This is a genomic window from Streptomyces sp. NPDC015661, from assembly GCF_043077765.1.
In the GTDB taxonomy this organism is placed as follows: domain Bacteria; phylum Actinomycetota; class Actinomycetes; order Streptomycetales; family Streptomycetaceae; genus Streptomyces.
Genome location: NZ_JBIBST010000023.1, coordinates 8441 through 26939, shown reverse-complemented (window position 1 = coordinate 26939; position 18499 = coordinate 8441). Strand labels below are relative to the sequence as shown.

The window sequence follows — 18499 nt, the reverse complement described above, 5'->3', positions numbered from 1 at the left end:
GCGCCGCTCAGGCGGTGGCGCGCAGGCGGAGTGCGGCGGAGCAGTACGCCGTGTAGGCGAGGCCCAGGACGTTGCCCTTGCGCAGCAGCCGCATCCGTACGCCGTGCAGCGCGGGGCCGACCTCCTGCCCGGCGAGCAGCGCCTCCCAGAAGAGTTCGGCGAACTCGCCGGCGAGCGCCTGGTCCACGGTGATCTCGGTGCCGATGACTCCGGAGGCGTGGAGTTCGGTGAACGCGTCGACGAAGCCGAGCCAGGAGGCGGGGTCGCGGTCGGCGGTGTGACAGCCGTTGAGGAAGACCAGGGGCGCGAGTTCGTCCCAGCGGTCCCAGCCCTCGTCCACCGCCCAGGCCTTGAGGTCCTGCGGGAGGATCCGGTCCGTGTGGCCGATCTCCAGGACCGTGGCGCTGGAGAACTCGTTGTCGGCGGCGCGTGGCCTGCGTCCGTGCCCGTAGAAGTACACGCAGTCGCCGGGGTCGCCGACGAGCGCGTCGCGCAGCGCGTCGCGGCGGTCGTACACGTCCACCTGCCGGAACCCGGCGCGCAGCACGGTGAGATGACGGTCCGCCAGTCGTTCGTCGAGGCGGTTGCCGCGGGCCACGGTGAGGACGGGGGCGGTGCCCGTGCGGCCCGCGGTGAGCCGCAGGCGGTGTCCGCGCGGGACGGACGGCGGATGCTCGATGTAGTGGCGGTAGCCCCAGAAGCCGTACGGGCAGAGCGTGTTCAGGCCGTGCCGTCCTTCGGCCGGGCAGGAGCGGGCCGTGGCGTCGCGCTGCACCTGTCTCCAGCCGGGGCCGCAGGGCGTCAGCGGCGTCCCGCTCTCGACGGGGATGTCGTACAGGAGGCCCCAGGGGAAGACGAGGTACTGGTGTTCCTCGCGGCAGATCTGGATCTGGGCGGGTTCCCGCAGGACGCGCATCAGCGCCGCCCGCTCCCTGCGGCCCCGCGCGATCATCTGGAAGAAGGACCAGCCGAGGCGCGCCAGCTTCGTCATGTCGTGGAGCAGGGCCTCGGGCGATTTGCCGTTGTCGGGGTCGAGCGCGTTCTCCAGCCGGCGGTTCTCCCCCTCCCCCGTCCGTACGGCGTGACAGTCGAGGAGGGCCGCGCGCGCCTTCTCCAGGACGTCACGCACCTGGTGGTCGCCGAGCCAGAAGGTGGCCACGGGACCGTGCTGCGAGGTGACGTCGACCGTCATCGTGCCGTCGGCGGCGCGGCCCACCCGTACGCCCGCGGTCCGCACGGGCAGTTCGGCGAGGTCCGTGAACCCGGGCGTGAGGGTGTGGTCGACGACCGCCGTCGTCGCGCCGCCCGCGCCCTCCCCGGCGGCGACCACGGCCGTCAGGGACGCCGACTGGAGCTGGTTGCCGCGGTACGAGACGTACACCCGCATCCGCGCCGGGCCCGGCTCCTCCGGCGCGAGGAACGCGATGTGCAGGTGCCGTCCCCGGTGCCCGGGCGCGCACACGTGCGGTAAGCCGGGTGCGCAGGGGCAGACCCAGCTCCGGCCCGTCCGCGGCAGGAAGAGCGGGTACACGGCGCCCGTCGGGAAGGAGAGGTCCTCGCTGATGACGGTCACCTCCAGCCAGTCGCCGCGGCCCGCGTCGTCCGTGTGGGGGAGCGGCTCCTCGGGGAAGGGCGGGGCCTGCCCGGCGAGGAGGCTCTGCGAGGACAGCTCGCCGATGTCCACCCGGAGTTCGTACCGTCCTCCGGAGGCGAGGGCGCGGTCGGCGGGGACGGTCTCCCGGGAGAGCGGCCACACGACGGCCAGGTTGAGGAACCGTTCCACCCGGCGCGTCTCGGGCTTCGGCTTACGGATGCCCGTGTCACGGATGCCCGTGCGGTGGACGTCCGTCAGGTCGACGGCGTTCCCGTGGACGACTCCCCTCGCGTCCCCTGGCTGCGGGGCCGTGCCGGGCCGGCCGCGCCGCCCGTCCAGGAACCTGAGCCGGAACTGGAAGCGGGCCCATGTGTCGTTCGCGCCGCGGCACTCGATCAGGATCTCCTGGTGCCTGAGCCTGAAGGTGCCCCGGTCGATGTCCTGCTCGGCGAGCAGTGCCTCCCAGCGCTCCCGTGCGTCGTCGGACAGTTCCGGCCGGTGCCACAGGTCGGAGGCCCGCAGAGCGCGCAGTTCCTCCTCCAGCTCCCAGCGCGGGGGCCGCGCGTACGCCTCGTCGTGCGGCACAGGGGTCGCCTCCATCGTTCCGGACCGGCCGATGGGGTCATTCTGGATCCCCCACGGAGGCGGGGAACAACGGGCCCCCGCCTCCTGGGCCCGTCGTCTCAGGCGCTGTTGGCGTCCAGGAGGCGGCAGGTGCGGTCGCTGGCGCCGCTGAGGGAGAGGGGGACGCCGAGGCCCGCGCACATCCGGTGGGCCCGGGCGAGGGCGCTGAGGGTGGCGGGGCTGGGATCGGCGGCCGGGACGGCGATGACGACCCGGTCGGGCCGGTGCTCCTGGACGAGCGCCTGGATCTGGAGGGCGGCCGCGGCGCGGTTCGTGACGTCCAGGTCCCGGTGGAGCGTCACGTGCAGGGCGTCGTGATGTACGGCGTGGCTGATGAGCAAGGCGTCCCTCCGCACAGGAGACGAGGAAGGCCCACAGCGGGACGTCGGTGTGGGCGGTTCGTCCGAGGATGTCACGACTGGCGGCCCGGTGGTGTTCTCGTGGCGTTCACCGCGCGAAGTGTCTGCGCGGGCGGACCCGGGGGTTCACGTATATGAATCACTGGGGGTCAGGTTCTAGGGTGAGGAGGACCGGGGCGACCGGTCGAGATTTCGAACGACCTCCTCACTCACCAGGCGGTTCGCATGACTCAGTTCGACCTGCCCGTCGACCGGCTCCGCACGTACCGCAGCACGTCCGTGGAGCCCGAGGACTTCGACGCCTTCTGGACGGAGACCCTCGACGAGGCCCGCGCGCACGAGCTGGACGCACGCTTCGAGCCCGTGGCGACGGGGCTGGCCACGGTGGACGTCTTCGACGTGACCTTCGCGGGGTTCGGCGGGCACCCGGTCAAGGGGTGGCTCGTCCTGCCGGCCGGCACGTCCGAACCCCTGCCCGTCGTGGTGGAGTTCCTCGGGTACGGCGGCGGGCGGGGCCTTCCGCACACGCATCTGCTCTGGGCCTCGGCCGGGTTGGCGCACTTCGTGATGGACACGCGCGGGCAGGGCAGCGGCTGGGCCACCGGCGACACCCCGGACCCGGCGGGCAGCGCGCCCTCGTTCCCGGGCTTCATGACGCGGGGCGTCGAGGACCCGTACGCCTACTACTACCGGCGGGTCTTCACGGACGCGGTGCGCGCCGTCGAGGCGGCCCGCTCGCATCCCCTGGTGGACGCGGGGCGTACGGCGGTGACGGGCGTGAGCCAGGGCGGCGGCATCACCCTGGCCGTGGCGGGTCTCGTGCGGAACCTGGTGGCGGTGGTCCCGGACGTGCCGTTCCTGTGCGACTTCCCGCGCGCGACGACGATCACGGACCGCACGCCGTACCGCGAGATCGGCAACTACCTGAAGACGCATCGCGGCCGGGTGGAGCGGGTCCGGGAGACGCTCGCGTACTTCGACGGGGTCCACTTCGCGGCCCGCGCCACGGCCCCGGCCCTGTTCTCGACGGCCCTGGAGGACGAGACGTGCCCGCCGTCGACGGTGTTCGCGGCCTTCAACGCGTACGCCGGGGAGGAGAAGGCGATCGAGGTGTACGACTTCAACGACCACGAGGGCGGCGGCGCGTTCCAGCAGGCGGCGCAGCTCCGCTGGCTGCCGGGGAAGCTCCGCCGGGGCGCCTGATGTGGGCCGGAGCCCGAGCCGCGCAGCGGGCTCGGGCTCCGGCGGGGTGCACGTGAGCCGTACACCGGCGTGCTGCCCGCCTCCCGGACGGGCGTCACGCTCGCTGGTTTCAGTGCCAGTACTTCATGGTCGAACCTCCTCCCCCGCTCGTGGGCGCAGGGTGACCTCGAAGCGGTCGAGACCGCGGAGGGTCAGATTGCGCCGGTGGTCCGGTTCCGCGACCGCCCGTGCGTCCGGGTAGTCCCTGGCCAGGGCCCCGAGGACCGATCCGGCGAGCCGGATCGCCATGGACGCGCCCAGACAGGCATGGGCCCCGCGTCCGAACCCGAGGTGCGGGTTCGGGGCGCGGTCGAGTCGCAGCTCTGTGGGGTGGTCGAACCGCAGCGGGTCGTGATGGGCCGCGCCCAGGAAGAGCGTGACCGGATCACCCGCCTTGAGGGTGACGCCACCCAGTTCGGTGTCGGTGACGCAGACCCGGGCGTCCGCCTGGACGGGTGCGTCGTACCGGATGAGTTCGTCCACGGCCGTGGCCGGGCTCGCACGGAACGCGGCGAGCGCGCCGGGGGTGGTGAGGAGGGCGGCCGCGGCGTTGCCGAGGAGGCGTGAGGCGGATTCGTAGCCGGCGTGGAGGACGGCGCGCAGACTGTTCCGAAGAACCGTTTCTTCCACGCCGCTGTCCGCCGCGTGCTCGGCGACGTACGCGATGAGCCCTTCCTTGGGCGGATCCGCGAGCCAGCCGCCGGCGTACTCCGCGAGACGGGCGCGGGCGGCGACGGCCGGTTCGTGCTTCTCGGGCCAGAGCCCGGCGTCCATGCCGTCGACGACGGTACGGGACATGGGCACGAACCAGTCGAGTTCGGGCGCGGGGACGCCGAGGAAGGCGGTGACGAAGCGGAGGGCGACCGGCTCGGCGAGCTCTCCGACGAGGTCGAAGGAGGGTCGGCCGGCCAGCTCGGCGAGCAGCTCCGCGATCCCGTGCTCCAGGCCCTCGTGCAGGGCCTTGCGGTCCTGGGCGCGGAAGCCGTCGAGCAATAAGTGCCGGATGGCCGTGTGCTCCGGCGGATCGAGGGTCTGGACGCTCAGCAGCGGCGCGGGGATGTCCTCGCCGGCGCGGCGCCAGTCGGAGGCGAAACGGTTGCTGTCGGTGAGCACCGCGAGGCAGTCGGCGTGGCGGGTCAGGACCCAGGAGCCGAGCAGTTCGTGCCAGAAGACCGGCGTGGTCTCCCGCAGGCGTGCGTAGGCCGGGTAGGGGTTCCGCAGGATCGACGGACGGGCCAGATCCAGAATCGGGTCCACGGCTGCCGCTTGCTCCACGAAACGTCTCCCCCTGCGCATCGGGCCTGGTTGAGGCCTTGGCTGCTTCCGAGTTGAGCGTACGAGACGCCGGATCACCGGGTGGGTGGAACGCCTCGTTGGTGCTTCACCGGCGGTTCGCCGGTCCTTCCCCGTACATCATCCGAGCCGAGCGCCGGTGACGCTACCACGCAACTGGGGTGGCTGGTATGACTACCTGCCTCAGATCTTTCACAAAGCTTCGGGGAGTTACGGAAGATGACCGGCCAAGACCAGACAATCGTTCACGATGTCCCGGTAAACGTTGCTCAACAGCCCAACCCCTACCCGCTTTTCGAACGCATCCGGGAGCACGGCGTCGTCCAGCGCGTCCGGCTGAATCCCACCCTTGAAGTCTGGATGGTCACCGGCTACGACGAGGCGGTGGCCGCGCTCACCGACCCGCGCCTCAGCAGCAGCCCCGTCGGGGTCAACGGGCTCGAGGAGGAGATGGCCCACCAGGAGCGCACCAACGTGCTGATGGCCAGCATGCTGGTGGCCAACGGCGAGGACCACACCCGGCTGCGCAACCTCGTCTCGAAGGCCTTCACCTTCCGCCGCGTGGAGGCGCTCGCGCCCCGCGTCCAGGCGCACACCGACGCCTTCCTCGACGCGATCGCCCCGCGCGGATCGGCCGATCTGGTCTCCGAGTTCGCCCTGCCGCTGCCGATGGCCGTGCTCAGCGAACTCATCGGCATCCCGGCCGAGGGGCAGCCGGACTTCGCCCGTCTCGCGGTCGGCCTCATCATGCCGCCCAACACCCCGGAGCGGCTCGCGAAGGGAGCCCGGGCGCGCGCCGAACTCACCGAGTTCTTCGAGCCGTTGATCGCCGCGCGCAAGGCGGACCCGAAGGACGATCTGCTGAGCGCGCTCTGCGCCGCGCAGGCCGAGGAGAAGATCAGCGACCGCGAGCTGACGGCCATGGCCATCCTGCTCACGCTCGCCGGTCACGAGACGACGGCGAGCCTCATCGCGAACGGCGTCCACGCCCTGCTGCGCCACCCCGAGCAGTTCGCCGCGCTGCGCGACGACCCCTCGCTGCTGCCCGGCGCGATCGAGGAACTCCTGCGCTACGAGGGGCCCGTGAGCCGGGGCGTCGCGCGCTTCACCGTCGACGCGTACGAGATCGGCGGGGTCACGGTGCCGCCCGGCGAGATGATCATCATCGGGCTCGCGGCCGCCAACCGCGACCCGGCGCGCTACGACCGTCCCGACATCCTCGACGTGGCCCGCCGCGAGGTGCCGCAACAGCTCGCTTTCGGCCATGGTGTGCACTTCTGCCTGGGTGCCCCGCTGGCCCGCGCGGAGGCCAGGATCGCGATCGGCACCCTGCTGCGACGCTTCCCCGACCTGCGGCTGGCCGACCCGGACGCGGACCTGAGCCGGCGCGAGGGCATCCTGCGCGGCATGGCGACGCTGCCCGTGACCTTCACCCCGCAGGCGTGAGGAGCAGGACGGTGACCGCTGCTTCTCCGGCCCGCCCGGCGGCGGAGTTCGACGAGATCGCCCCGGAGTACGACGAGTCGCGCGGCGGTACGGAACGGGCGGCGGGCTTCGCGCGCATGCTCGCGCCGCTGCTCGACCCGGCGCGCCCGGTGCTCGACATCGGCGTGGGCACGGGCATCGTCGCGGCCGAACTGACCGCGCTCGGGCACACGGTGCACGGTCTTGACCTCTCGCCGGGGATGCTCGCACGGGCGAAGGCCCGGCTCGGCGCGCGGGTCGCGGTGGCCGACGCCTGCCGGCTGCCGGTGCGGAGCGGGTCGGTGGACCAGGCGGTCTCGACCTGGCTGCTGCACGCGGGACCGGACAACCGGGCCGTCCTGGCCGAGGTCGGACGGATCCTGCGGCCGGGCGGGCGCTATCTGGTGATCCCGGCGGGCGGGACGCGCCCGACCGACGACATCGGCGCCCTCGTCGGGGAGTTGGAGGACCTTCTCGATCCGGAGGGCAGCCGCCGCGACGGCCCGGAGTGGCTGGCCCCGATCGCCGCGGCACACGGCCTCGTCTACGAGGGGACGGCGTCGGAGCGCCCCACGTCGTTCGAGGTGTCACCGCGGGCGATGGCCGCATCGCTGACGCGCGGTCTGTTCACCGGCGCCTGGGCGGTGGGCGGAGAGGCCACCCGTCTGGTCGACGAGACCCGGTCCCGCCTGCTCGCCCTGCCCGATCCGGACCTCCCCCGGGTCAGGGAGGCGGCGGACGTCGTCCTGGTCTTCAGCCGCCAGGCCTGACGCCGCCGACCGTACCGGGCCCGCCCGACGACCCGTGCGGGCCGGCCCGGTCAGGCGCGGCCACGCAGGGCGGCCGCGTAGGCCTCGTCGGGGTCGAGGCGGCGGAGTTCCTCGGCGATCAGCTCCGCGGTGGTCCGGACCTTCAGGGCGAGGACCCTGCCGGGCTGGCCGGGGATGGCGAGCCGCGCGACCGGACCCTCGGGCCGGTCGATGCGGATCTCGCCGCCGGCGGTGCCCATGCGGACGGCCGTGACGACGGGGCCGTCGGTGACGACCCGGTCGACGGACACTCCGAGCCGGACCTCGAACCAGCGGGCCAGCAGTTCGGCGCTGGGGTTCTCCGCCTCGCTCTCGACGGCGGCGGAGGTGACGGTGAGCGGCGCCTGGTCGAGGGCGGCGGCCAGCATCGAGCGCCACGGGGTGAGCCGGGTCCAGGCGAGATCGGTGTCGCCGGGGGCGTACGAGACGGCCCGGCGCTCCAGAGCGGCGAGCGGGTCCTCGACCGCGTACATGTCGGTGATCCTGCGCTGCGCGAGCGAGCCCAGCGGGTCCTGGGAGGGCACCTCGGGGGCGTCGACCGGCCACCAGACCACGACGGGCGCGTCGGGCAGCAGCAGCGGCAGGACCACGGAGTCGGCGCGGTCACCGACTTCGCCGTACAGCCGGAGCAGGACCGTCTCGCCCGAGCCGGCGTCGGTGCCGAGCCGGACCTCGGCGTCGAGGCGGGTCTCGTGCCGCTCGCGGGGGGTGCGGGCGTGGCGCTTGATGACGACGAGGGTGCGGGAAGGGTGTTCCCGGGAGGCCTCGTTGGCCGCCTTGACGGAGTCGTAGGCGTTCTCCTCGTCGGTGACGACGATCAGGGTGAGCACGGCTCCGACGGCGGGGGTGCCGACGGCCCTGCGCCCCTGCAGGATCGCCTTGTTGATCTTGCTGGAGTCGGTGTCCGTCAGATCGATCTTCATGTGCGGCGCCCGTCCCTTCCTCTGCGGCGAGCCTAACCCTCCCGCGCGGCGGACGCGTGCGGGTCCCCCGGAGAGCTGCCTGCTAGGCGGCTTCCGGGTCGGGATCCTGGTCGGGGGACGTCTGGTCCGCGGCGCGGCGGCCGACGACGGCCGCGGCGGCGATCGCCGTGCCGAGGAAGGCGGTGGCCACCACCCAGGGGCGGTCGAGGACGTGCCCGGTGGCGTGGTCCAGGGAGTACCGTCCGGCGCCGGTGAGGCCGATCGCGGCGGCGGTGAAGCCGAGGAAGGCCGGGTACTCGTAGCCGCCGGCCATGGCGAAGAAGCCGGCGGGTGCGTGGACGGCGACGGCGCCCGCCATGGCCCCCGCCGCGGCGGCGCCGGCGGCCGGGGTGGCGAGCCCGAGGGCGAGGAGGACTCCGCCGCCCGCCTCGCCGAGGCCGGCGGCGATCGCGCTCTCGCGGCCCGGGTGGAAGCCCATGGCCTCCATCGCCTTGGTGGTGCCCTCGATACCACCGCCCCCGAACCAGCCGAGGAGCTTCTGCGTGCCGTGCGCGGCGAGCACGGCGCCGGTTCCGACCCTCAGCACAAGCAGCCCGAGGTCGCGTCGGTTGGGGTGGGCCATGGGGTTCTCCAGGTGCGGGAGGCGGACACGTACGCCGTCCACTGTGGTCCCGACGGCTCCCGGGCGCCCTCCGAACCCCACCCTCGCTGGGCCACTTGAGTCACCTTTTGCGGCGATTGCCCACTGTTGCTTGACTGAGGGGGCTTTCGTCCCCGAGGGAAGTGGGTACGCATGTCCGCCGAGTCCACCGAGACCGCAGCCCTGCGGGAGAGGGTCCGGGCGCTGATGCCCCGGGCGAAGGAGGACCTCACCGCACTGGTGGCGATGCGCTCGGTCGCCGACCCGCGCCAGTTCCCTCCCGAGGAGTGCGCGAAGACCGCGGACTTCCTCGTGCGGGCCTTCACGGAGGCCGGGCTGCGCGACATGCGCCGGGTGACGACCCCGGACGGCACGGACGCCGTCGTGGGCCACGCGCCGGGCCCCGAAGGGGCGCCGACGGTGCTGCTCTACTGCCACTACGACGTGCAGCCGCCCCTCGACGACGACGCCTGGCGGACCCCGCCCTTCGAGCTGACCGAGCGCGACGGGCGCTGGTACGGGCGCGGAGCCGCGGACTGCAAGGGCAACATCGCCATGCACCTGACGGCGCTGCGCGCGCTCGGCGGACCGGAGGGCCGGGGCTTCCCGGTGAACATCAAGTTCGTGGCGGAGGGTTCGGAGGAGCAGGGCACGGGCGGCCTGGAGCAGCTGGTGCCGCTGCAGCCCGAACTGTTCGCCGCCGACACCCTGTTGGTCTGCGACACCGGCAACTTCGCGCTCGGTCTGCCGACCACCACCACCTCGCTGCGCGGGCTCACCAATGTCGTCGTGACGGTCTCCACGCTCAAGGGCGAGATGCACTCCGGGATGTTCGGCGGCCCGGCGCCCGACGCGCTGGCCGCGCTCGTCCGGATCCTCGACAGCCTCCGCGACGAGCACGGCAACACGGCGATCAAGGGGCTGGCCGGCGACGGCGCCTGGGACGGGGTGGACTACCCGGTCGAACAGTTCCGTACCGATGCGGGCGTCCTCGACGGGGTGTCCCTCGTCGGTACGGGCTCGGTCGCCGACGAGCTGTGGGCCCGGCCCGCCGTCACCGTCCTCGGCATCGACTGCCCGCCGGTGGTGGGTTCCTCGGCCGCGATCCAGGCGAAGGTACGGGCCAGGGTCAGCCTGCGGGTGCCGCCGGGGATCAACGCGGACGACGCCCGGCGCGCCCTCACCGACCATCTGGCCTCGGCCGCCCCGTGGGGCGCCCGGGTGGAGGTGGAGCCGGAGAGCGCGGGCCAGCCCTTCAAGGCGCGTACCGACGGACCCGCCTACCGGGCTCTGGGGGCGGCGCTCCGCGAGGCGTACGGGAAGGACATGGTCCAGTCGGGGCAGGGCGGCTCGATCCCCCTGTGCAACGTGCTCGCGGCGCAGTTCCCGGAGGCGGAGATCGCCCTGATCGGCGTCGAGGAGCCGGGCTGTCTCATCCACGCGCCGAACGAGAGCGTGGACCCCTCCGAGATCGAGCACATGGCGCTGGCCGAGGCACTCTTCCTGAACTCCTACGCCACTCCCCGCTGACGCGCCTCCCCCCGCAACGAAAGGACCGGTGCCGTCCCATGACACAGACTCACGACAGTCCGTACGGCCGTGACGCCCGAGGGGACGCGCCACCCGGGCCCCTGGGACTCCTCGCGGGCTTCGCCTGGCAGGCCCTGCTCGTCGCCGGGCTCGTCTCACTGATCCTCGGCGTCATGGTGCTGTCCTGGCCCGAGGCCACCCTGCGGGTGGTGGGCGTGCTCTTCGGTCTGTACCTGCTGATCAGCGGCGTGATGCAACTGGTCGCCGCCTTCGGCACGCACGCCACCACGGCACTGCGGGTCATGGCCTTCATCAGCGGCGCGCTGTCGATCCTGCTCGGCCTGTTCTGCTTCCGGGGTGCGACGCAGTCGACCCTGCTGCTCGCCCTGTGGATCGGGATCGGCTGGCTCTTCCGCGGCATCACCCAGACCGTGGCGGCCTCCTCCGACCCCGCCATGCCGGCGCGCGGCTGGCAGATCTTCCTCGGCATCGTCAGCGCGCTCGCCGGGATCGTGCTGATCGTGTCGCCGCTGGAGTCGGCCAAGGTGCTCACGGTCCTCGGCGGCATCTGGCTGCTCGTCGTCGGCGCGGTCGAGATCATCACGGCCATCATGGTCCGCTCCCGCGCCAAGGACCTACCGCCGGGCGCCTAGGCCGTGTCCGGACACGGCCCAGCCGGTATGCACCTCCTCCGTCCGCCGTCCGCCCGATCTCCGGGCGGGCGGCGGGCTTCGTTCACCCGTGCGCTACATTTTGCCGGTCCTTGACCACCGATCCGCCGCGATCACCACCTTCGGAGCCGGCACTTCATGAGCGACATCGTCAACGGCCTCGGCCGGGCCGGCGCCTACGGCGCCCTCGGCGTGGTCCTGCTGATCCTCGGCATCGTGCTCGTGGACCTGCTGACCCCGGGCAAGCTCGGGCGCCAGATCTGGGAGGACCGCAACCGCAACGCCGCGATCCTGCTGAGCTCGGCGCTCCTCGGCATCGGCGGCATCGTCTTCACCTCGATCTGGACGACGTACGAGAACTTCGGCAAGGGGCTCGTCTCCACGGCCGCGTTCGGTCTGCTCGGCCTGGTCATGATGGCGGTGGCCTTCCTCGTCGTCGACCTGGTCACGCCGGGGAAGCTCGGCGCCACCCTCGTCGACCCCGAGCCGCACCCGGCGGTCTGGGTGACGGCCTCCTGCAACATCGCGGTCTCGGCGATCGTCTCCGCCTCGATCGCCTGACGGCCCCCCTTCACGGGGACATGGGCTCGACCTCCAGGAAGCGGCGGCCGCGCGGCCCCTTGTAGAGGAGCGCCTCCCAGCCGAGCCGTTCGAGCGCGGGCACGCACGCGCCCAGGGCCGCCGTCTCCTCCTGGGCGGCGCCCGCGCCCGGCGGGCCGAGCCACTCCACCCTGGTGGTGCCGGGCCGCTCCCCCGCCGTGACCCGGTAGCCGGTGGACAGCCGTGTCCCGGAAGGGTCCACGGACGAGGGCGTGATCCCGCCGGACTCCAGGGCGAGGGCCACCGCGCGGACCGGCCGGCGGCGCTCCCAGTCGGCGGGCGCGGTCCTCGGGTCGCCACCCTGGCGCAGGGTCAGCCGCCGGATCTGGAGCAGCCCGTCGACGGCCGCGCGGATCTCCCGCGACCGCTGCTCGGCCTCGGCCTCGGGCAGCGGCGGCCCGTCACCGGTGGCCGCCTCGAACACCCCCGGGCCGCTCCCCGCACCGGTCGTCACAGGAGCCGCCGGATGTCGCCGCGCACCCGGTAGAACCCGCCCGCGGCCGGGTGCAGGGCATCCACGACGTACCGCGCGCCGGGCTCCCGGATCGCCCGCGGGAACTGGACGTTCCACCCGGTGTCGTACCCCTGCGAGACGACCCGCACCCGGGTCCTGCCCCCTTCGGTCACGCACTCCACGACCACCGAGCCGGCCGGGGCGTCGCTGACGGCGGTCACCGCGGTCACGGTCGTCGCCGGCTCGTACACCGGAAGGGCCGCGGCGAGCTTGATGTCCCGCGCGACCGGGACCGTGCCCTGCTTGGCGGCCTCGATCGCCGCCTCGCTCGCGTCCACGCAGACCAGCGATCCGTCCGTGGTCACCAGGTACAGCCGCTCGTCCCGGTACTGCATGGAGAGCGCCGAACCGCCGCCCGTGCCGAGCTTCCACAGCCGGGTGCCGTCCTCCGCGAAGCAGTAGACGGACGAGGCGGAGTCGGCGGCGAAGACGAACCGGCCGCCGGGCGAGGTGGCGCAGGAGTACACCGGGCTGTCGCAGGCGTACACCGCCTCCACGCGCCCGTCCTTCTTCGCGAGCCGCTGCACCTTCTTGCGGGACGTGCCCGCGTAGACCGCGGTGTCCTCCTGCCAGCCGAAGAGCACCGCACCGTCGGTGGCCGTGTGCCACCGCTCGCCGCCGCCGTCGGGCGCGTGGGCGGCGACGCCGCGCGTGTCGCCGTAGTAGACGGCGTCGCCGTCGGCGCGGACCATCCAGGCGTGCTCGCCCCGGCCGCCGCGCGCCCACTGGTGCTCGTCCTCGTGGTCGATGACGGTGAGCCGGCCGGAGCGGTCGGCGACGTGCAGGACGCCCTCGTGGATGTCGAGCCAGAAGATGTCGACGTCGGTGGCGATGTCGTACGCGGCGAACGGCAGCTTGGACGAGAGGTCGTACACCTTGCCGTCGTCGCAGCCCGCGTAGATCCAGAAGTCGTCGGCGACCAGGCACTTGACGCCGTCCGGCAGGCTGAACCGGGCCTGCACCTCGCCGGCGCGGTCGAGCGTGAAGACGTCCCCCGCCTGGTTGCCCACCCAGCAGCGCTCCTCGTCGACGTGGATGCCGAAGGCGGCCGAGCCGGTGCGGAAACGCCAGAGGACGGGGGCGACTGCGCGCGCCGTGGAGGGTGCGGAGGTGACCTCGCGGCGCGTCACGGCGCGCGCGGCGCGCTGTCCCCGGACGGCGGGGGCATAGCCCTTGCGGACCTTCTCGCCGATCTTCTTCGCCGCGGCGGCCTGGGCCTTCGCCGCCGTCGGGAACGTGGAGCGCTGGGTCTGGCCGTCCGAGCCGATCCGGCCGTAACGGACCGACACCGCGAGGTCCTGGACGGTCACTTCGTAGAACTTGTGGGCACCGCCGCCGTCCTGCGACAGCTCCAGATAGGTCGTCGTCGTCATGGTGAAAACGGTAGGGGCGACCACTGACAACGGCCCTCGGTGAAGTTGTGGCCAAGGGACCAAAGACCCGGGCATTCGGGACTTTCGTCGCGGCATTCCGGACATTCACCCCTGTGATCATGGTGCGTGAAGATCATCCGACGAGCCGTCACCTCAGCTGCGGCCGGAAGGGCCTCATGACCGAGCCACAGAAGCGGCCCCTGCCCGTCCGCACCCGCCGGCACACGGACGGCATACCGATGAACGATCTCTTCCGGTCGGACCCGACCCGGCCCACCCAGACCCTTCCGAGGCCGGAAGGAACGAAGGACCGGACGGCTCGACGAACGGCGGAGCGACCGGCCGAGACGCCCGCCCCGTCGGTGACGCTCCCCCGCCGGCCCCCGCCCGCCGAGCCCGACCTGACGGAGCGTCCTGGCCCCGCCGTCCCCGGCTGGGTCGCCGTCCTCACCGGCCTCACCGCGCTCACGGGCGCGGCGGCGGCACTCTGGCGCGCCCGCCCGCTGCGCACCGCCGAGCTGCCCCCGTGGCAGTGGGCCGCGCTCGCCGCCTGCGTCGTGGTCGCCGTCGTCTCCTTCGGCGGGCTGACCCGCGGCCGTACGGGCTCCGCCTGGGTCCTCTCGCTCTTCGGCCGCTACCGGGGCAGCGTCCGGCGCACCGGCCTCGTCTGGATCAGCCCTTTCGTGCTGCGCCGCCGGATCGACGTACGGCTGCGGCACTGGCGCAGCGAACCCATCGCCGTCGTCGACGCGGAGGGTTCGGCGCTGCGCGTGGTGGTCCTGGTCGTGTGGTCGGTGCGGGACACGGCCCGCGCGCTGCTCGCGGTCGACGACCATCTCGGCTATCTGCGCGAGCAGGTGGAGGCGGCGGCCGCGCGCGTGCTCTCGCAGCTGCCCGCCGACGCCTTCCGGGGCGACGCGCCGACCCTGCGGGACGCCGAGGCGGTCGGCGACGCGCTGACCCGGATGCTCGCGGCCGAGTGCCGGCCGGTCGGCATCGCCGTCTTCTCCGCCCAGCCGACCCGCATCGAGTACGCCCCCGAGGTCGCCGCCGCCATGCGCCGGCGTCAGATCGCCGTCCTGGACGCCAAGCACCGGGACTCGGTCGTGACCGGCGTCATCGACGCCGTCGACGAGACCGTCACGCGGCTGACCGCACGGGGGCTCGTCGAGCTGGACGACTTCGAACGCCAGGCCCTCGTCAAGGACTTGACCGTGGCCTTCTACACCCGGACCGGCGGCCCGGCCGACCCGAACCACCAGGAGTGAGGAGCAACGTGAACGACGACACCCCCGACCCCGAGTTCGACGTCCCCGCCTTCACGGACGAGATACCCCGCCGGGACTGCGCGTGCGCGGGCTGCGCCGAGGCCGCCCGGGCGGGCAGGGCGCCGGGCGGGCAGCGGGCCCTGCACGGCGTGCGCCGCGCGGTCGTCGCGACCGTGGGCGTGGTCGCCCTGACCGGCGCGGGCACGGGAACGGCCGCTGCCGAACCCGCCCCGGCGCACGCGGGCTGGGACGGCTCCACGTACTGGTTCCGGAACGCGGCGGGCGAGTGGCGCTGGACCACCCACTACGCCACGTACCAGCAGCGCGCCAAGGCCTCGGGCGGCGGTCGGTCGACGGCGGCCGGCGGCGGCCGCACCGGTGAGCCGGTCTTCCACGGCCGGCAGGGCTGGGACGCCCGGTGCGGCGTCTACTGGTACCCGTCACGCGGCCACTGGTACTGGACCGGTCACGCGTCGAAGTACGAGCAGCGGACGGGCCGCCCCGCGCGGCCGTCCGCCCCTTCCTCGCCGTCCTCGCGGGGCTGGACGACGCCGGTCTCCTCGTACGTCTTCACGGGGTACTACGGGCAGTCGGGTTCCTGGTCGAAGGGCTACCACACGGGGCAGGACTTCGCGGTGCCGTCCGGGACGACGGTCCGCGCGGTGGGTCCCGGCCGGGTGGTGAGCGCCGGGTACGGACGCTCGTACGGCCACGAGGTGGTGATCCGTCATCCGGACGGCCGCTACACCCAGTACGCCCACCTCTCCCGGATCGACGTGTCGCCCGGACAGAGCGTGTCGGGCGGGCAGCGGATCGCCCGGTCGGGGGCGACCGGGCGGGTGACGGGTCCGCACCTGCACTTCGAGGTGCGGACCACGCCGTACTTCGGCTCGGACATCAACCCGCTGGCCTACCTGCGCGGCCACGGCGTGTCCGTGTAGGACGCCGGTCAGGCCTCGACGGGGTCCGTCGTCGTGCGCCGGTCAGCCTCGACGCGGTCCGTCGTCGTGCGCCGGTCAGCCTCGACGCGGTCCGTCGTCGTGCGCCGGTCAGCCTCGACGCGGTCCGTCGTCGTCCGCCGGTCAGCCTCGACGCGGTCCGTCGTCGTCCGCCGGTTCTCCCTGATCGTGATCCGGCCCTTCCGGATCGTGGCCAGACGGGGGGCCCGGCGGGCGACGGCGCTGTCGTGGGTGACCATCACGAAGGTCAGCTTGTGCTCGTCGCAGAGCCCTTCGAGCAGGTCCACGATCTCGTCGCGCATCGACTCGTCCAGGTTGCCCGTGGGTTCGTCGGCGAGGAGCACCTTCGGGCGCTTGACCAGAGCGCGGGCGATGGCCACGCGCTGCTGCTGGCCGCCGGAGAGCTCGGACGGCAGGTGGCCGAGGCGCTCGCCGAGGCCGACCGACTCCAGTGCCTCGGCGGCCCTGGTGCGCCGCTCGGCGGCCTTGACGCCGAGCGGGACGAGGGCGGTCTCCACGTTCTCCTGGGCGGTGAGCGTGGGGATGAGGTTGAAGCTCTGGAAGACGAAGCCGATGGTCTCGCCCCGCACGGCCGTCAGCCTCCGCTCGGAGAGCGAGGCCAGGTCGGTGCCGTCCAGCAGGACCCGGCCCGAGGTGGGGCGGTCGAGTCCGCCGAGCATCTGGAGGAGGGTCGACTTGCCGCCGCCCGTGGGACCCTGGATGACGAGCCGGTCCCCCTGGTCGAGGGTGAGGTCGATCCCGGCGAGCGCGTCGACTCTCTTCTGTCCCCGCCGGTACTGCTTGGTGACGCCGATGAGTTCGTACATGGTGGGACTCCTGTGGTCCTTGGGTGAAGTGAGGGCGGGCGGCTACTCGACGCGGCGCAGCGCGTCGGCGGGGCGGAGCCGCGAGGCGCGCCAGGCGCCGAAGGCGCCCGCGACGAGTCCGCCGCCGAGGGCGAGGACGACGGCGAGACCCACGGTGGTGACGCTGACGGGGGCGGTGAGGGCGATGTCGACGGTCTTGCCGACGGCCGTACGGGCTGCGCCGGGGCCGCCGATGACCATGCCACCGCCGCGACCGCCGAACCCGCCGCCGCTCGCGCCGAGTTCGGCGGTGAGGGTCGGGCTCGCGGCGGTGACGGCGTACGCTCCGGCGAGACCGATCGCGATGCCGAGGACGCCGCCGATGACGCCGTTGACGAGGGCCTCGCCGACGACCTGGCGGGTGACCCGGCCGCTCTTCCAGCCGAGGGCCTTGAGGGTGCCGAACTCGCGGACCCGGCGGCCGACGGCGGCGGAGGTGAGCAGCCCGGCGACGAGTACGGCGGCGAGCAGCACGGCGTACGAGAGCCACTTGCCGACGTTGGAGGCGAGGTCGGCGGCGGTGTCGAGCGAGCCGGAGACCGTCTTCGCGAGGTCGGCTGAGGTGGTGACGGTGGTGCCGGAGACGTTCTTCTGGATGGCGGTCTTGACCGCGTCGATGCGCGTCGAGTCGGTCGCCCGCACATAGACCGTGGTGATCTTGCCGGCGGATCCGGAGAGGGTCTGCGCCCGCTCGAGGGGCAGGTAGACCTGGGCGGCGGACTGTCCGCTGTCCGCGGTCGCGATGCCGATGATCTGGAACTTCACGCCCTTGACCGTCAGTTCGTCGCCGACGGAGAGGTCCTTCTCCTGCGCGTAGGCACTGTCGACGACGGCGACCTCGGCGTCGGTCTCGGTGCTCTTGAAGGTGCGGCCCGTGGAGACGGTGGAGGTGGTGAGGGGGCCGAGGTCGGGGGTGGTGACGTCGGTGCCGTAGATCGTGAAGGAGTCGACGTCGAAGGCCGCGCCGCCGCCGGTGACGGTGTCCCCGGGGCCGGAGCCGGACCCGCCGTTGCCGCCGTTCTCGCCGCCCGGACCTGCGGGCTGGGCCTGCTGGGCCTGGCCGCGCTGGATCTGACCGTGCGTGAACTCACCGTTGATCTTCAGATTGACGAGGCTGAGACCGCCCACGGCCTTGTCGACGCCCTGCTGCTTCGCGACCGTGCCGACGGTCGAGTCGGCGAGGGTCTGGAAGCCCTGGACCATCAGCCGGTCGCTGCTCTGTTCCTTGCCGTCCTCCTTGCCCTCGAACTCGAACCGGGGCCGCTGCGGCTGCGTGCCCTCCTGGGGCCGCTCCTGCGCCTTGGTCACCGTCAGGTCCGTACCGAGGCCGTAGAGGGATTCCAGGACCTTGCCCTGGGCCCGGCTCATGCCGGAGGAGACGGAGTTCACGACGATGACCAGCGCGATCCCGAGCGCGAGCCCGGAGGCGACGACGAGCGCCGCCTTTCTGCGACGGCGCAGTTCGCGCCGGAGGTAGGTGAAGAACATGGGCGCGAAGTTAGGGGCGCCGTGTGATGACGGGATAAGGCCCGCGTGAGAGCGGGATGAGAGCGGTCGGCGAGGTGACCGCCAGCCGCGCCCAGTGGGCGTCCGCCGCCGCCCCTACTGCGGCGCGTAGGTCAGGGGGTCGGCCAGGACGTCGTGGAGGACGAGGGCTGCCGCGCCGCGCGAGGCGCCAGCCGCGCCCAGTGGGCGTCCGCCGCCGCCCCTACTGCGGCGCGTAGGTCAGGGGGTCGGCCAGGACGTCGTGGAGGACGAGGGCTGCCGCGC

16 protein-coding genes and 1 pseudogene are annotated in these 18499 nt (G+C 73.1%); 8 read left to right on the top strand and 9 right to left on the bottom strand.

The window, feature by feature from the left end; translation table 11 throughout:
* Positions 1–7: 7 nt before the first annotated feature.
* Positions 8–2179 carry a CHAT domain-containing protein gene (locus tag ACF07V_RS37830; RefSeq protein WP_392160574.1) on the bottom strand — a complete coding sequence of 724 codons (2172 nt, stop codon included), beginning with the start codon at positions 2177–2179 and terminating at the stop codon, positions 8–10.
* A 98-nt stretch (positions 2180–2277) separates the two neighbouring features.
* On the bottom strand, positions 2278–2559 hold the full coding sequence (locus ACF07V_RS37825; protein ID WP_392160572.1) for a hypothetical protein: 282 nt from the start codon (positions 2557–2559) through the stop codon (positions 2278–2280).
* A 243-nt stretch (positions 2560–2802) separates the two neighbouring features.
* Between ACF07V_RS37825 and ACF07V_RS37820 the strand changes: the two genes are divergently transcribed.
* Positions 2803–3780 (top strand): acetylxylan esterase, encoded by a 978-nt coding sequence (locus tag ACF07V_RS37820; RefSeq protein WP_392160570.1) that lies wholly within the window; start codon positions 2803–2805, stop codon positions 3778–3780.
* A 123-nt stretch (positions 3781–3903) separates the two neighbouring features.
* On the opposite strand, the gene ACF07V_RS37815 is transcribed toward ACF07V_RS37820, so the two are convergent.
* Complete coding sequence (locus ACF07V_RS37815) at positions 3904–5076, bottom strand: cytochrome P450 (protein ID WP_392160568.1); 1173 nt, start codon at positions 5074–5076, stop codon at positions 3904–3906.
* Positions 5077–5472: 396 nt separating this feature from the next.
* Between ACF07V_RS37815 and ACF07V_RS37810 the strand changes: the two genes are divergently transcribed.
* Positions 5473–6558 (top strand): cytochrome P450, encoded by a 1086-nt coding sequence (locus ACF07V_RS37810; RefSeq protein ID WP_392160566.1) that lies wholly within the window; start codon positions 5473–5475, stop codon positions 6556–6558.
* An 11-nt stretch (positions 6559–6569) separates the two neighbouring features.
* Positions 6570–7346 carry a class I SAM-dependent methyltransferase gene (locus ACF07V_RS37805; RefSeq protein ID WP_392160564.1) on the top strand — a complete coding sequence of 259 codons (777 nt, stop codon included), beginning with the start codon at positions 6570–6572 and terminating at the stop codon, positions 7344–7346.
* 50 nt (positions 7347–7396) lie between these two features.
* Here the strand turns inward: ACF07V_RS37805 and opcA are convergent, their stop codons facing one another.
* Complete coding sequence (opcA, locus tag ACF07V_RS37800) at positions 7397–8308, bottom strand: glucose-6-phosphate dehydrogenase assembly protein OpcA (protein WP_392160563.1); 912 nt, start codon at positions 8306–8308, stop codon at positions 7397–7399.
* An 82-nt stretch (positions 8309–8390) separates the two neighbouring features.
* Entirely contained in the window at positions 8391–8930 is a 540-nt protein-coding gene (locus ACF07V_RS37795) for a DoxX family protein (protein WP_392160561.1), read from the bottom strand.
* Between the two features lie 171 nt (positions 8931–9101).
* Here ACF07V_RS37795 and ACF07V_RS37790 point away from each other — a divergent pair, with 171 nt between their 5' ends.
* The 3 genes from ACF07V_RS37790 (at position 9102) to ACF07V_RS37780 (ending at position 11710) form a co-directional block, all read left to right on the top strand.
* On the top strand, positions 9102–10478 hold the full coding sequence (locus tag ACF07V_RS37790) for a dipeptidase (protein WP_392160559.1): 1377 nt from the start codon (positions 9102–9104) through the stop codon (positions 10476–10478).
* 38 nt (positions 10479–10516) lie between these two features.
* Entirely contained in the window at positions 10517–11131 is a 615-nt protein-coding gene (locus ACF07V_RS37785; RefSeq protein ID WP_392160557.1) for an HdeD family acid-resistance protein, read from the top strand.
* Between the two features lie 156 nt (positions 11132–11287).
* Positions 11288–11710 (top strand): DUF350 domain-containing protein, encoded by a 423-nt coding sequence (locus tag ACF07V_RS37780; protein ID WP_383860019.1) that lies wholly within the window; start codon positions 11288–11290, stop codon positions 11708–11710.
* A gap of 10 nt (positions 11711–11720) precedes the next feature.
* Here ACF07V_RS37780 and ACF07V_RS37775 read toward each other — a convergent pair whose 3' ends face one another.
* Positions 11721–12173 carry a hypothetical protein gene (locus ACF07V_RS37775; protein ID WP_392160556.1) on the bottom strand — a complete coding sequence of 151 codons (453 nt, stop codon included), beginning with the start codon at positions 12171–12173 and terminating at the stop codon, positions 11721–11723.
* Positions 12174–12199: 26 nt separating this feature from the next.
* Positions 12200–13636: a WGR domain-containing protein gene (locus ACF07V_RS37770; protein WP_392160554.1), complete on the bottom strand. Its 1437-nt coding sequence runs from the start codon at positions 13634–13636 to the stop codon at positions 12200–12202.
* A 176-nt stretch (positions 13637–13812) separates the two neighbouring features.
* On the opposite strand from ACF07V_RS37770, the gene ACF07V_RS37765 reads away from it, so the two are divergent.
* Together ACF07V_RS37765 and ACF07V_RS37760 are read left to right on the top strand one after the other, a co-directional pair.
* The gene (locus tag ACF07V_RS37765) at positions 13813–14904 is read left to right on the top strand and encodes an SPFH domain-containing protein (protein WP_392160552.1); all 1092 of its coding nucleotides are present in this window, start codon (positions 13813–13815) and stop codon (positions 14902–14904) included.
* A gap of 8 nt (positions 14905–14912) precedes the next feature.
* Positions 14913–15845 carry a M23 family metallopeptidase gene (locus tag ACF07V_RS37760; RefSeq protein ID WP_392160551.1) on the top strand — a complete coding sequence of 311 codons (933 nt, stop codon included), beginning with the start codon at positions 14913–14915 and terminating at the stop codon, positions 15843–15845.
* A 173-nt stretch (positions 15846–16018) separates the two neighbouring features.
* Here ACF07V_RS37760 and ACF07V_RS37755 read toward each other — a convergent pair.
* Positions 16019–16690 (bottom strand): annotated as a pseudogene (locus tag ACF07V_RS37755) (ABC transporter ATP-binding protein); the annotation flags it as partial.
* A 42-nt stretch (positions 16691–16732) separates the two neighbouring features.
* Positions 16733–18217, bottom strand: coding sequence for an ABC transporter permease (locus ACF07V_RS37750; protein WP_392160549.1), 1485 nt, complete (start codon positions 18215–18217; stop codon positions 16733–16735).
* Positions 18218–18499 lie beyond the last annotated feature (282 nt).

Coding starts and splice junctions, on each gene's coding strand:
- ACF07V_RS37795 (WP_392160561.1), bottom strand. CDS start 8,930: ATGGCCCACCCCAACCGACGCGACCTCGGGCTGCTTGTGCTGAGGGTC.
- ACF07V_RS37785 (WP_392160557.1), top strand. CDS start 10,517: ATGACACAGACTCACGACAGTCCGTACGGCCGTGACGCCCGAGGGGAC.
- ACF07V_RS37810 (WP_392160566.1), top strand. CDS start 5,473: ATGGTCACCGGCTACGACGAGGCGGTGGCCGCGCTCACCGACCCGCGC.
- ACF07V_RS37750 (WP_392160549.1), bottom strand. CDS start 18,217: ATGTTCTTCACCTACCTCCGGCGCGAACTGCGCCGTCGCAGAAAGGCG.
- ACF07V_RS37820 (WP_392160570.1), top strand. CDS start 2,803: ATGACTCAGTTCGACCTGCCCGTCGACCGGCTCCGCACGTACCGCAGC.
- ACF07V_RS37790 (WP_392160559.1), top strand. CDS start 9,102: ATGTCCGCCGAGTCCACCGAGACCGCAGCCCTGCGGGAGAGGGTCCGG.
- ACF07V_RS37770 (WP_392160554.1), bottom strand. CDS start 13,636: ATGACGACGACGACCTATCTGGAGCTGTCGCAGGACGGCGGCGGTGCC.
- ACF07V_RS37765 (WP_392160552.1), top strand. CDS start 13,813: ATGACCGAGCCACAGAAGCGGCCCCTGCCCGTCCGCACCCGCCGGCAC.
- ACF07V_RS37780 (WP_383860019.1), top strand. CDS start 11,288: ATGAGCGACATCGTCAACGGCCTCGGCCGGGCCGGCGCCTACGGCGCC.
- opcA (WP_392160563.1), bottom strand. CDS start 8,308: ATGAAGATCGATCTGACGGACACCGACTCCAGCAAGATCAACAAGGCG.